This window comes from Sinomonas sp. RB5 (assembly GCF_054063535.1).
In genome coordinates, this window is record NZ_JBSSGJ010000002.1 from 255,004 (window position 1) to 267,547 (window position 12,544).

A 12,544-nucleotide genomic window follows, 5' to 3' on the forward strand; every position below is an offset into this window, starting at 1 on the left:
AGAGAACCGGGAGCCGGTCGGCGCCGCGGCAGATGAAGCGGCCGTGGATTCCGGGGAGAAGTCACAACAAGCTAGTGACGTGCCTCGGGTTCAACCGGACCCACGTAAGTGGTCGACGCCCGGGAAGGTGCATCCCGACGGGGCACGCGAGCATCCTGCTGAGGGCTCGAGCTAGCCGCAGGGCGAACGCATCACAGCCCCAGTTGTCGCGCGACGGCCGCCGCTGCGGTACGGTTCGCTACCCCTAATTTCGCGAGCACATGAGCGACATGAACACCGGCGGTACGCTCAGTAATCCCAAGCATCCGGCCAATCTTTCGGTTAGTCAGGCCTTGCTGTAGCAGGCCCAGCACCTCGTTCTCCCGTTGAGTGAGTTGCTCCCGAAGCCCTAGGTCTGGCTTAGCCGGAGGAGACACGGCGGCGAGGGGTAAGCGTTCTTGAAGTGCGTAGACCTCTACGGCGGAAGCCAGCGGTCTGGCACTCAGCTCCTCTGCTAACAAACGTGCCTGGGCGAGCAGAGCGGAAGCCAGATTGCGCTCACCTCGGACCAGCCTTCCCTGCGCTTCTCGATAGAGGGCGTATGCCCTTTCGTAAGCCTGGTCGCCAGCTTGGGACGCCGCGTGCTGCCACAGTTCCGGCACCGCGCCCTCGGCGATGCGACCCATCTCGGCGGCGATCAAAGCCGCGGTGTAATCGCCCCTCTCAGCGATGCCTGCACCAAACTTATCGAGAAGTTCAGCGGCCTGCGTCCCCCAGTTGGTGCGATCCGCATCTCGACCCCTTAGTCGCGCAAGGTCGGTTAGGTCGCCGATGGCTCGGAGGCACCAACTGAGAAGATATCCTCGATCAACGGCTGAACCGGTCGTATCCAATGCTGACGTCGCCATCCGCAGGGCTTCCTCCGGTTGATGCCGCCAGAGCGCGAGTTCTGCTGTGGCAGCCGCCCGAGCCGATCGTGTAGACGCCTCTTCGAGGCTCAGATCGTCCAGAGTGGAGAGGTCGGCCTCCGCCTCAGAGAATCGGCCCATCGAGGCGTTGAGCTGCGCGCGGGTACCCAGCAGCCAGCCGCGGTCGTGGTAGATGTCCCCGGGCTCGTCAATCGCCAACTGCAGGCGCTGAGCGGCCTCGGGCCAGCGGCCCAGCTCAACGAGCACCGCAATCGCGTTGGCTTCGGCCACAGAAGCAGGGCCGCCCTGATGCCGAATACCCGCACGGCGGGCGAGTTCGATTGCCTCTGTGGCGGCCGCAAGTCCTGCAAGCCGATGCCCGCTAGACACCAGCGCAAAGCATAGATTGTTGGCCGCTCGGATCGTATCGTCCACTGTGCCGTAGGTTGCTGCAAGCAGCCGGGCGCGGCGCAGAGAGCTGACAGCAGCATGCAGGTCGCCTTCGTCGAACTGCGAAACCCCTAAGGTGCACAGCGCGCGACTCTCAAGAGCCGGGTCGCGAGCGTCCTGGGCGGCCGTCAAAGCGCTAGCTGCCAGTTCTCCAGCTTGCTTGACGTCTCCGCCCAGCATTACCAGACGGGCATGTTCTGCGATCACTGCCGCCCGGAGGTCGGACGGGTCATGAGTGTCAAGAAGGGACGCCGCGACCTCGATGTCGGTCAACGCCTCCTCGAGTCGTTCGCAGAGCCGCCAGAAATGGGCTCGCTGGCCATGGAACCGCGCTCGAACGGCACGCTCTTGGGTTGTTGTGATTGAGAGGGCCGACGTGATCAGGTCCACCGACCTCCGAGGGTCACCCCGCCACCGGGACGCGGCGGCTGCAGACGTCAGCGCTTCTAAGCGAAGAGTTCGATGGCTATGTTCCCTTTCTTCCAAGAGGTCCAGGCACCTGAGCAGGGACGACCAGAGCTCGTAGGCCTCGTTGAACGCGAACACGGCATCGGCTTGTCGTGCTGCCCGGGCAAGGACCGGGATAGCTCGGCGCACGTCGCCGGCTGCGAGCCAGTGCCGAGCGACAGCCGCTGGACCCATCCCTACGACTCCTTCAGCAGCCAGTCGCTCGCCGATCTCGGCGAGTTCGCTGTGAAGACTCCTCATCTGGGGGGGCACCATCGCGTCCAGCAGAGCATCGCGGTAAAGGCTGTGTCTGAGCTGGAGACCCGTGCCGGACACCATCACGACACGACTAGCGGCTACTTCCGTCAGGGCCGATGCTGCATCCTCGCCGAGGGCCACCTCTACCATCCTCGGTGGCAGGGGATCGCCGGCGACGGCGAGGATGTCCGCAACGTGTCGTGCGGCAGGCCCAAGCGCCGCGGCCTCCCGGAGGAGAAGCGTGCGCAGCCCGAAAGGCGCCGACTTGGACACAGACGTGAGGACTTCCTCGACGTAGAAGGGGTTACCCCCCGTGAGCTGGTGCAGCGTTTCAAGGTCGGATGGCTCTGGTGCGTGTCCCCACGCGGCTTGAAACGCGTGAGCGAGCTGTGACCGGTCCAACGGCTGGAGGGGCAGCGACGTCAGGTGAACAGCATGACGGAGATCCTCGACAGCCTCGTAAACGCTCGTTGGTGCGCGGTCTCGAGATGCCAGCAGAATGAGCAACCGCTCATTCGTCAGGTTGCGCACCAAGAAGCTAAGTAGTTCGAGAGACGACGGGTCCGCCCACTGAAGGTCGTCGACCATGAGAACGGCAACGTTGTCGAGATCGGCGAAGAACTCAAGCACCGCCTCAAACATACGAGTGCGGGTCTCATTGACACCGGAGTCTGTCCCCGCAGCAGGATCGATCAATCGACGAAGGGATGACACGGCTGAATGGTTAGCCGTACCGCGGCGCCACAACGGGCGAAGAGCGTCGGCAAACGGAGCGAACGCGCCCCCGGTCGCACCCTCACTGCATACGCCCCGAAGAGTCGTGGCACTCCTCGTCGCCTCAGTGAGGAAGGCCTCTACAACGGTTGACTTGCCCGACCCCGCTTCACCCGTGATCATAGCTACTTGGGGACGCCCCTGCTGAGCTTTGAGTAGCAGCTGGGAAAGTACCGCAAGTTCACGCTCACGCCCGATCAGCGGGAGGCCCCGGTGCTCGTCCATGCACCTATTGTCCTGGACAACCGACTTGCCCACGAGCCGTATCCCACGCTCAGATCGCCCCGAATGCGCCTGACCCTGATATGCAAGGTGCCAGAAGCCGTTTCAAATAGCCGGCGGCTTGTTTCATAGCTGAGATCACGGTTCACATCTTGGACGAGGCACTGCCGAGGGCGATCCCCGGTGCAGCGGGATCTGCGCCACGCCTACCATGTCGCAGCGCTGCTGGCCGAGCGGGACTCCCGGTCGGTGGTCCAGGCCTGGTTCCAGGGCATGAACCCGCAGCTGGACGACGTCCCGCCGGCGCGGCTGCTGCGCGAAGGCCAGCTCGAGGACGCGGCGCAGGCTGTCCTCGCCGCCGCCCGGGCCTTCGCAGCGGCAGGCTGACGGGTGGGCCTCAGACAACAACTGGCAACGGTCACTGCGGACGCCCGGGGTATGGCGCATCGGCTTCCGCCCCGAGCCCTGGGCGTGGAGCGGCTGGGAATGGGCGACCGACGGCCGGTTCCCGGGCCGATGGGATGACCTCCACGGGAACTTCCGCACCCTCTACGCAGGCTCCACCCTGCACGCCTGCCTCCTCGAGGTGCTCGCCGGATTCCGCCGCAATGCCCGCCTCACCGCCGAGCTGGACGAGATCGCCGAGGACGACGAAGACGCCGTGCTGCACCCCACCGTGGCCCCCGGCGAGGTTCCGCGGGAATGGCTCGACGCCCGCACTGCCACCTCGGCCGAACTGTCCGGGACCTACTGCGCCGTCACGGACTCCCGGACTGTCGCGGCGCTGTACCCGCACTTCATCGACCTCGCCCTCACCCTCGGCCTTACGGACCTCGACGCCACAGCCCTGAAGGACGCCCGCCCACGGCAGCTCACCCAGGCCGTGGCCGCATGGCTGTATGAGACCACCGACACCGATGGTGTCACGTTCTCATCCCGCCACGGAGACGATCTCCACCTGTGGGCCCTGTTCGAACGCCCCAGCGACCCGCCGGTAAGCCCCAGGCTCGCAGCCATTCGAGCCGAGGAACTCGACCCCCGACAGCGTTGCAATCAAAGAGGCTTTCCAGACGCTCGGCCTGACCTGGCATTGAGATCTTCGACCGGTGCCTAGCCGCCGGCGTAGGGGTTGACGGTTCTGTCGGTGAACGGGGTGAACCACGCGGAGAAATCGAGATCGGCGATCCCGAGATGCGCGAAGGCCGGGTCGTCGCTGATCCCATCGCGTGATGGGTCATAGAGGAGTTCGTGGTCCAGGTCCTCGAAGAGCGAGTCTTCCACCCGCCCCCGCCATCCCCCGGCGATCTCCAGAGAGGGGTACATGTCGCTCAGCATCTCCACGCCGTCCAGTACCAGCCGGAGGGCGAGTTCCTGGGCGACGCAGCTGGGTGACTGGAATCCGCGGGCCATGTCTGACCCCAGTTCTATCGTCACAGCAAGAAACTGCTGGGCGAACAACGGCCCGTATTGGGTGCGGTAGAGGGGCGGGAGGTCGGAGATCCGCCTAGTCCTCGCCACCGATCCTGGAGTATCGGCGAGGGTCCTGATGTCTTCGAACAGCTCCTCGACCAGAATCTCGTACGACCAGCTGATCGCGCCTGCCACGGCGCGAGCCGAGCGGAGCGAACGAGCCTTTTCATCCGGATCGGCCTCGTGCGCGTCGTAGCCGAGCCGATCGAGGTCCAGCCCGCTGACCTTGTCCCCAGAGCCGAGAATCTCGTTGACGATCTCCTCCTCGCTCCTTTCAGGATCACCGGCCGGGCGAGGGACCTCCAATGCACCCGCGTCGCGGTCGCCGGCTTCGCCGACCCACCATTGCGCACGGACATCCCTGACTCCTGGGAGTTCATCGACCAAGCGCCAGGGCTCCACAATGGCTTCCAGAGCCGCCGCAGGGCCAGTCTCCATGTCGCGCAGGACTTCGGCCAGATCCTCGGCGTCCTCGATCTGCTCCTGCACATGATCACGAGCGTAGATTTTCAGCTCTTCGGGATCCTCGACATGTACGTTCAGTTCGACATGGAGCTTGAAATCATTATGATCCGCCATGAGTTCAAACTACTTCTTCGCAGTAGCCCGGACACTAAACTTCGGCCCGGTCACGCTCAGACCGCCTGTGATGGTTGGTCTCCCATGAGCTTCCGGCCGTCTGGTTCAGTCGGCCCCTCCAGATTGGAAGGCTGCGTGCAGCCGGTCGCTGATGGAAGGCGTGAGCGGTTCTCCCGGGTCGGCGCGCGGCGAGTTCGTCGAGAGCCCGCTGATGCCTCTTCTGGAGAGTAGCCACGGCCATTCTTGATGCACCCCCTTGGATGCTCCACTCAGACAGCTTCCAGCCTGGGTTGCGCCAGATCGTAATCGCCATAGCAAGAAGGGGAGCCAGCGACCGCAACGCCGTCGCGGAATGGGCGTTGGGATCCTATCGCTACCCCGAGGGCGACTCCCGACAGCGTCGTGAAAGCTGGAAGGAGCCATGACACGCCCTTGGTGAGCCAGCCGGAAGAAATCTTCGTGTCGTAGACGGTGTACAAGTTGATGCCCAGCTGGACAAGCGCTGCCAAGAACAGGAGGACCCAGAATGCAATCGCAGACCTCGAGCCGCCCAGCAGGACCGGCATGACCGCGAAGGTCGCTACGACAGCCGCATTTGCCAGCAGAACGGCCCACGCCGCGCGTCCGGCGGCCTTCTGCAATGCTGGCAACTGGTTCGTCGTGCAAGCCAGGGTCGCCCGGGCTCTGGCTCGGCGGATCTCCCGTTCGAAGACGACGAATGCCCCGAGCTGAATGCCGAGGAACCAGATGATTCCGCCAACCGGGATGAGCACGAACAGGGCGCTCCATCTCGTCGGGTGCTCCGCACAGTAGATCAGGACGATCGCCAGCGTCGGGACGGTAGAGGCTGCCATCAGCTCGGCGAAGAACCCCAGATTCCGACGAGTTCGCGCTGCCGTCACCCGACTGCCGACGATCTGCTCGCCGCCGATGACGGCGTAGAACGCTAAGAGCACCGCGACGTAGATGCCCCATGTCCAGCCCAGTTGATCGAGCAGCAGCTTTGCGGATTTCGCAGCCCACAGCACTACCTCGAGACCGCTCCCGCCGCCGAGGGCGAGGTAGACGATCGCCGCGGAAACGTAGGTGCATCCGAAACCCAAGAAGAGGATTTCGGCAACTGCCTCCTTCGGCTGACGCAGCAACGGGTCTGATCCGATCTCACGCCTAGCCGGAACCGACGTTCTCAATGAGGTCTTCCGTGGACATCGCATCGCGCAGAGAACAGCGAGATGTCCGGGAGGATTGGGGAAGCTGCTACCAGCCAAAGCATTGGCTCTGCCACGCTCGTGTTGTCCCTTCTGTATGTGCTTGTCCTCCGCTGTCGGGGCACAGGTCCGCCCAGTGCGCAGTGAACAGACGACGACGTCGCGTTCCTTCCACCGCTGGCCAGTTCATGGCTTCGGGCGCGTAGCCGGCTCTGATCCTGGGCTGCTCACTAGCGGCCTCGGCCTCTCCGGGTTGGGAGGGGCCGAAGGAGCCGGCGCCAACCGACCGGGGTGTCTGGGCCCTTCCAACCGTCGCGCAGCATCCCCTGGGCTATCTGATCGGGGGTCAGATCGTTGCACCAGACGGGCTGGCCGCGCTTGATCACGTAGTGCGAGCGGCAGGGCAGGCCCGCGCTGCCGACGGATGGCGAAAGGCTTATCGATTCTCCGTCGTAGGTCATGCTCCATCGGTTTGGGCGCAGCGGAGTGAAGACCTGGTATCCGCAGCCGCAGCAGCAGAGGTGAGCTGCCGTGGTGAAGAGGATGCTGATGTAGAGGACGCCCGGGACGAGCTCGTTAGGGAAGCTGTCGGTGAACTTGGCAGCGAGTCGGTTTGTGCGGCTCACTCGTCGGCCTCGTTGAGGATCTCGTGGGTGAAGAGGCTGTAGGTGGCGTTCCACTCGCCGCCGTGGTCGGCGTAGAACCTGAGGGCGCGTTTCCATCGCCCGACGGCGAGGGCTGCGTTGAGCATGTTGAGGTCGGCTATCTGGATGTTGCTGCCATATTCGCCTCCCGGCCGATCGGCGTGGGCTGGTATGCGGTTTCGTGCCGCCTCGCGCTGGCCAGGGAGGCTGGCGGTCACCCTGAGGGTGCCGCTGAGGCCGGCCTCGTGCTTCTCGATCCCCATGCCGACATCGACGAATGGGATGCCGCGGGCCTCGAGGAAGTCGATGATCTCCGGCTTGGCCGCCAGTTCGTCCGCGGACAGGAAGACCCATGTCATCCCCTCCAGTTGCGTGACGGTTTCTGGGCCGACGTACACGGGGTGGGGGAAGATGCCCTTCCGCATGCGTGAGTATTCGCCGGCCAGATAGTCGACCTTCTTGGGCCGTGCGTCGAGTACCTCGATCGAGGCAGCACCGGGCGCTCGGAAGGCGTTGTGGTTGACGAACTCGTCGCCGTCGAACAGGTGGATCTGCTCCACGGGCGTCTTCGCGATCAGGTCGAGGATGTATGACCCCGTGCCCCCCAGGCCCACGATCGCGATGCGATGTCCGCGGAAGACCTCATTGAGGACGTCGGTTCCGGCTCGGCTTGACGCCGAGTCGCGGTAGACGAACGGGGAGTCGTCCCCCATGTCGGGTGCCGGGCGGTAGAGCTGGGCAGTGGCCTCGGGATCCACCTGTGCCGCGTGGACACCCAGGAGCCGGACGTAGGAGGTGAACTTCGCGTAGTTGTCCGGGTAGGTGCCCTCCGCCGGCTTCTGAGAGAAGTAGAAGTTCACACGGAGACCGGGGTACACCTCTTGGCCGGCCGAGCTGTTGATGAGCTGCACGAGCGGCATGCCGGAGGAGTCGCTGGGAGTGGTGCCCTGGAAGTGGACGGTGTGGTCGTTCATCCCGGACACTCCGTCGCCGGCAAAGGTCACGGGCGAGACGAGCACACCCCTCTCTACGCGCCGATCCGGGGTGACGTAAGGGACGTCGCGCATGACGAGGTGTGATCCGCTGAGCTCAACGGTGTACCCCTCGTCCCGGAGCCTCTTCAGGTCGGGGTTACGAGCGAATGGTCCGGTAGACATCGAAGACCATCCCCTTCTTGACCTCGACTTCTCCCCCGGCCGTGAGCGAGCCAGAGCCGTGACCTCCCGGTCCGCGCGAGTAGGTGACGGTGAACGCCATCTCCGGCGTCACCGGCTCGCCCGGGTAGGCCAGCACGATGAGCTCGTCATAGGCGATCTTCTTCTCGGCCACGTCCACCTCGCGCGTATTGACGAAGATGGCCGTGGTTTTCGTGGGTGCGCTCACGGCGTCCTCCACCTTCCTGGCCCCAACCGGACCGTAGTCATCGAGCTCTCAATGGGGAGCCCTTTCGATACACTACTTCACCCAAAGGGTGAAGGCAAGTAGACGAGTATCTATCCAGCGTTTACCCTTGGCTGTGTACACTCGACCACGAACGCTGAGCTTCAGCTCAAGGGTGATGGAGTGGGGTCGAGCTTGCGGGTCGAGTACAAGGACGAGGAACTGCGACTCCTGGCCATCGATGCGACCTGCATGGCGAAAGGACTGAGCCGTGATGTCATCAAGGCCTATCGCAAGGTCATCCAGCTCATCGGTGCCGCAACCGATGAGCGCGATCTCTACGCGCTGCGCGGCTTGCGCCTGAAGCAGTTGCAGGGCAACCGAGCCGGAACGCACTCGATGCGACTGAACGACCAGTACCGCTTGATTGTCACTTTCAGGAGCGACGCCGAACGAGTTGCCGTCGTGATTGAACTTGTTGATTACCACTGAAGGGGCTGCAATGGAGACCACCCTTGCCGAGGCATTTCCCGCTGGAGAACATCTGGCAGACGAACTCGGTGCGCGTGGCTGGACGCAGGCCGAGTTCGCCGAGATCCTTGGTCGGCCGACCCAATTTGTCTCCGAGATCATCTCGGGCAAGAAGGAGATCACCCGCGAGTCAGCCGCCCAGATCGGCGCCGCTCTGGGCAATAGCGCCGAGTTCTGGCTGAAGCTTCAGGACTCCTTCTTCCTCTGGAAGCAGAGACAGGATCCGCAGTCCCGCGAAGCACTTGGTGAAGTCGAGACCCGCGCCAAGCTAAACAGCCTGGCGCCAATGGCGGCACTTCGGAAGCGGGGCATCATCACGGCTTCCTCAACACACGAGCAAGCCGACCAGCTGCTCCGACTAATGGGCATCAACAGTCTCGACGAACGTCCCAGCTGGTGCCTCGCCGCAAGACGTTCCAACAGGGGTGAGCCCCTTTCGCCAGCACAGAACGCATGGTTTGCCTGCGCCAAGAACATTGCATCTTCCCTGACGGCAGGACCCTATGACAGGGAACGCCTAACGCACCTCGCCGCCAGCGTGAGTCGCTTGGTCAAGAAGCCATCCGGCTTAGAAGACCTTCCCTCGGCATTCGCCTCAGCAGGAGTTCGACTCGTCTTCTTCGAAGCCTTTCCATCGAGCAAGATCTCGGGCGCTTCATTTCAGGACGACCGCGGTCCCGTCATCGCACTCTCCGGACGAGGCCAGCGCCTCGACAAAGTCCTCTTCACCCTCCTGCACGAGGCTGCCCACATCGCACGGGGCGATACCGACTCAGGCGCCGTTGTAATCGACGAAGACGACCATACGCTCGGCGACGAGGATCGAGCCGACGAGCTGGCCGCGAACTGGATGATCACGACAGACCTGCCGACGCCCCCCACGCGCCTGAGCAAGGAGTGGATCGAGGACGTGGCCGAAGATCTCGAGGTCCATCCGATCGTCGTCATAGGGCGTCTCCAGCAAGAGCAAGTTATTCCTTGGCGAACGACGCTCGTCAAGGACGCCCCCAACGCGATCGAGCACCTACGGAAGTGGCCTGGGCACCTAAAGGCAAGCTAGAGGTGCCACACCCGCAGCGGAGCATCCTGAAATAGCTCAGTAGACGTCAAAGGGCGACTTGAGCATCGGGCACCTCGTCGCACGTCTCAGGCTTCCCTCAGCGGCTCAGCCCTTTCTGTAGGAGCTGGCTCTGGCCGTTGGCGCCGCGGGTCTTGCGGGTCTTGCGGGCCTTCGGGCTGCGGCCTGGTGCTCTGGTGACGGCGGCGGTGGGCGGGGTTGCCTGGTCCTGGTCGGCGCTGAGGCGTGCCTGCACGGCTTCGCGGTCGGAGAGCGCTTCGAGGCTGTCCGCGAGCTCCTGGCGTCGCTCGGCGGAGTCGTACAGGTGGCCGGCCTCGTCGGCCAGTGCTTCGGGGCGGTGGTTCTCCGCGTCCGCGCCCTGCTGGCGGTCGCGGTTCTCCCGGTCGGCCTCGGCCATCAGCCCCACAGCCTGGGCCGGCTCGTCGCGGCCGGCGCGGCTCAAGTCCCAACTGGCACAGACGCTCAGTGCATCTCCGGTTCGTTCAGCGGCCTCCCGGCGCGTCTCCTCCGGCTTCGTGCGTGGACAAAGAGCCTCGCCCCGAAGGAGTGCCACGGGGCTGACAATCACCGCAGCTACCGCCGCCCCTTTCTGGAGATCCACAGAGGGCAATATCGCGTACCACTCGGACGGCTAGATAAGGACAGAGAGTGCACTGAAATATTACGGTGTGTGCATAGTCAGAGATGACGAGGGCCTAGCTCGTCACGACCATCCTCAAGGGCAGTTTCGGCCCTAGCCGCTTCCCTGAAGAGGAAGGCAGCGGCGAGCTGTGGAACCGCCCGCCCTGGCCCCCGGCCGAAATGGACCCCCCAGAAAACGGCAAGGAACATCAGCAGCACCGATACGCTTGCACCAATCAGGACGAAGTACCGTACACTTCCGTCGTAAATTAAAAACAAAAACGCAATCCAAATCAAAAAGATGCACGCCTGGATCAGCTTGAAAAGCTGCGCAAACCATTTCGCTTGTGCGCGTGCGATCAGGATGCTTCCTGTCCATGCAGCAGCCACAAGCAGGGGTCCTGTGGTGATGACGTCATATGAAAAAAAGAATGTGACCGATCTTAGACATCCTCCAATGCCCCCAGGCGCAAACCTCTGGCCTACCGCGATCGGAAACATTATCGATTGGGCCAATGCTTGAAGCGCCAAAATTGCTGCAATCAAGCAAATTAGGCGTCCCTTGTAACTACGCATTGACTTCAGACCAGATTGTACGTTGGGCCAGCCCTTGGCAATTAACCCCTGAAGATCTTGCTGAGCCTTCCTAGCAGCCTCTAACGCTTCTGCTCTAACGGCACGGTGACCCGTGAGATTCTCACGGGAACCGAGATGGCCTTCTGCGCCCTCGATGGCTAAGTCCGAGACTCGAAAGCATAAAAGTCCAACGAAAATCAGACCGGCGGCCAGTCCGGGCTTTTCTTCTAACTGAGTAATGCCGATGGCCACAGAAACCCCTTCCGCAACCAGTACAACGTTCTGGCTATTATCGAACCAGCCGCTGAGCGGGTTCGACGACGACCTCGCGGGGGAGGTCACCGCGGTCTCCAACCGGCTCCGCGGCCTGCTCACCCAGATCCACCCCGCCCTCGAGCGCGCCCTCGGGCCGCGGATCTCCCACCCCGCGGTGGCGGACCTGCTCACCCGCTACCCCACACCCGCCAGGCTCGCTTCCGCCGGGCGGGGGCACGTGCGGGCGAGGCTGAAGAAGCACGCCCCGCGCCTGGCCGAGAGGCTGACCGAGGAGATCTTCACGGCCCTGCGCGAGCAGACCGTCGTCGTGCCCGGCACCGACGCCGCCGGGGTCGTGATCCCGATCCTTGCCGAGCAGCTCGCCACGCTCACCCGCCAGCGGGCCGAGGTCGCCGCCCAGGTCGAGGTCCTCGTGGAGGCCCACCCTCTTCACAAGGTCCTGACCTCGCTCCCCGGAGTCGGGGCCAGGACCGCAGCCAGGATTCTCACCGAAGTCGTGGGCAAGGACTTCAAGGACGCCGCACACCTTGCCTCCTACGCCGGCATCGCCCCGGTCACCCGAAGATCCGGTACCTCGATCCGGGGCGAGCACGCACCGCGCGGAGGGAACAAAAGGCTCAAACGCGCCCTGTTCCTCTCCGCCTTCGCCTCCCTGAACCACCCGCCGTCCAGGGCCTACTACGACCGAAAACGAGCCCAGGGCAAACGGCACAACCAAGCCGTGATCGCCCTCGCCCGCCGCCGCTGCGACGTCCTGTTCGCCATGCTCCGCGACGGCACCCTCTACGAGCCGCAGACAGCCTCAGCGGCTTGACGAAAACCATAGAGGCACCCCCCCGCATCGGGCACTGCCGCGGAGGGTCAACGAAGTCCTAGGACTGAGGATGTCTCGGGAAGGCGTCTCACTTCGTCCATCTCAGCATTAGGGGTGCTAAGCCTTTGATGGGACGGGCCGAGCAGCGCCGGCTCTCAAGCTGATTGGCCTTGCATCCGATCGTTGCCGGCACCTCAATGCACGCGGGGCAAGCACAGGAACGGAAGATGATGCTCAGGGCGTCGAGCGGTCCGGGCCCCCAATCTGGCCAAGCAACTTCCACTCAGCGGAAGGTGACCCAGCACGCTTGTCGGTGACCAGGACCACAC

The 12,544-nt window shown here is 63.8% G+C and carries 12 protein-coding genes and 1 pseudogene; 5 read left to right on the plus strand and 8 right to left on the minus strand.

What is annotated here, in order from left to right; all coding sequences use genetic code 11:
* Positions 1-191 precede the first annotated feature (191 nt).
* Positions 192-3,041, minus strand: coding sequence for an ATP-binding protein (locus tag ACVWWH_RS03865; RefSeq protein WP_457315683.1), 2,850 nt, complete (start codon positions 3,039-3,041; stop codon positions 192-194).
* Positions 3,042-3,221: 180 nt separating this feature from the next.
* On the opposite strand from ACVWWH_RS03865, the gene ACVWWH_RS03870 reads away from it, so the two are divergent.
* A complete protein-coding gene (locus ACVWWH_RS03870; RefSeq protein WP_457315684.1) occupies positions 3,222-3,425 on the plus strand; it encodes a hypothetical protein in 204 nt (67 codons plus the stop codon).
* Positions 3,426-3,483: 58 nt separating this feature from the next.
* A complete protein-coding gene (locus ACVWWH_RS03875) occupies positions 3,484-4,152 on the plus strand; it encodes an RES domain-containing protein (RefSeq protein ID WP_457315835.1) in 669 nt (222 codons plus the stop codon).
* On the opposite strand, the gene ACVWWH_RS03880 is transcribed toward ACVWWH_RS03875, so the two are convergent.
* The 5 genes from ACVWWH_RS03880 to ACVWWH_RS03900 all read right to left on the minus strand — a co-directional run bounded on the left by ACVWWH_RS03880 (position 4,149) and on the right by ACVWWH_RS03900 (position 8,322).
* Positions 4,149-5,087 carry a hypothetical protein gene (locus tag ACVWWH_RS03880; protein WP_457315685.1) on the minus strand — a complete coding sequence of 313 codons (939 nt, stop codon included), beginning with the start codon at positions 5,085-5,087 and terminating at the stop codon, positions 4,149-4,151. The two genes, ACVWWH_RS03875 and ACVWWH_RS03880, sit on opposite strands and share 4 nt — an antisense overlap.
* Positions 5,088-5,356: 269 nt before the next feature.
* Complete coding sequence (locus ACVWWH_RS03885) at positions 5,357-6,232, minus strand: hypothetical protein (protein WP_457315686.1); 876 nt, start codon at positions 6,230-6,232, stop codon at positions 5,357-5,359.
* Positions 6,233-6,525: 293 nt separating this feature from the next.
* Entirely contained in the window at positions 6,526-7,017 is a 492-nt protein-coding gene (locus ACVWWH_RS03890) for a DUF6527 family protein (protein WP_457315687.1), read from the minus strand.
* Positions 6,918-8,096 carry a ThiF family adenylyltransferase gene (locus ACVWWH_RS03895; protein ID WP_457315688.1) on the minus strand — a complete coding sequence of 393 codons (1,179 nt, stop codon included), beginning with the start codon at positions 8,094-8,096 and terminating at the stop codon, positions 6,918-6,920. Before ACVWWH_RS03895 ends, ACVWWH_RS03890 begins: the two co-directional genes overlap by 100 nt.
* Entirely contained in the window at positions 8,071-8,322 is a 252-nt protein-coding gene (locus ACVWWH_RS03900; RefSeq protein ID WP_457315689.1) for a multiubiquitin domain-containing protein, read from the minus strand. Before ACVWWH_RS03900 ends, ACVWWH_RS03895 begins: the two co-directional genes overlap by 26 nt.
* A gap of 192 nt (positions 8,323-8,514) precedes the next feature.
* On the opposite strand from ACVWWH_RS03900, the gene ACVWWH_RS03905 reads away from it, so the two are divergent.
* Both ACVWWH_RS03905 and ACVWWH_RS03910 read left to right on the plus strand, forming a co-directional pair.
* Positions 8,515-8,811 (plus strand): type II toxin-antitoxin system RelE/ParE family toxin, encoded by a 297-nt coding sequence (locus ACVWWH_RS03905; protein WP_457315690.1) that lies wholly within the window; start codon positions 8,515-8,517, stop codon positions 8,809-8,811.
* A 10-nt stretch (positions 8,812-8,821) separates the two neighbouring features.
* Positions 8,822-9,910 carry an XRE family transcriptional regulator gene (locus ACVWWH_RS03910; protein WP_457315691.1) on the plus strand — a complete coding sequence of 363 codons (1,089 nt, stop codon included), beginning with the start codon at positions 8,822-8,824 and terminating at the stop codon, positions 9,908-9,910.
* A 97-nt stretch (positions 9,911-10,007) separates the two neighbouring features.
* Here ACVWWH_RS03910 and ACVWWH_RS03915 read toward each other — a convergent pair whose 3' ends face one another.
* Together ACVWWH_RS03915 and ACVWWH_RS03920 are read right to left on the minus strand one after the other, a co-directional pair.
* Entirely contained in the window at positions 10,008-10,370 is a 363-nt protein-coding gene (locus ACVWWH_RS03915) for a hypothetical protein (RefSeq protein ID WP_457315692.1), read from the minus strand.
* A 236-nt stretch (positions 10,371-10,606) separates the two neighbouring features.
* Positions 10,607-11,377: a hypothetical protein gene (locus tag ACVWWH_RS03920; RefSeq protein WP_457315693.1), complete on the minus strand. Its 771-nt coding sequence runs from the start codon at positions 11,375-11,377 to the stop codon at positions 10,607-10,609.
* A 52-nt stretch (positions 11,378-11,429) separates the two neighbouring features.
* On the opposite strand from ACVWWH_RS03920, the pseudogene ACVWWH_RS03925 reads away from it, so the two are divergent.
* Positions 11,430-12,215, plus strand: a pseudogene (locus ACVWWH_RS03925) (IS110 family RNA-guided transposase); the annotation flags it as partial.
* Positions 12,216-12,544: the final 329 nt, after the last annotated feature.

Bases quoted from the DNA above. Each gene is read 5' to 3' on its own strand.
- ACVWWH_RS03865 (WP_457315683.1), bottom strand. From the start codon at position 3,041: ATGGACGAGCACCGGGGCCTCCCGCTGATCGGGCGTGAGCGTGAACTT.
- ACVWWH_RS03880 (WP_457315685.1), bottom strand. From the start codon at position 5,087: ATGGCGGATCATAATGATTTCAAGCTCCATGTCGAACTGAACGTACAT.
- ACVWWH_RS03890 (WP_457315687.1), bottom strand. From the start codon at position 7,017: ATGGAAACGCGCCCTCAGGTTCTACGCCGACCACGGCGGCGAGTGGAA.
- ACVWWH_RS03895 (WP_457315688.1), bottom strand. From the start codon at position 8,096: ATGTCTACCGGACCATTCGCTCGTAACCCCGACCTGAAGAGGCTCCGG.
- ACVWWH_RS03910 (WP_457315691.1), top strand. From the start codon at position 8,822: ATGGAGACCACCCTTGCCGAGGCATTTCCCGCTGGAGAACATCTGGCA.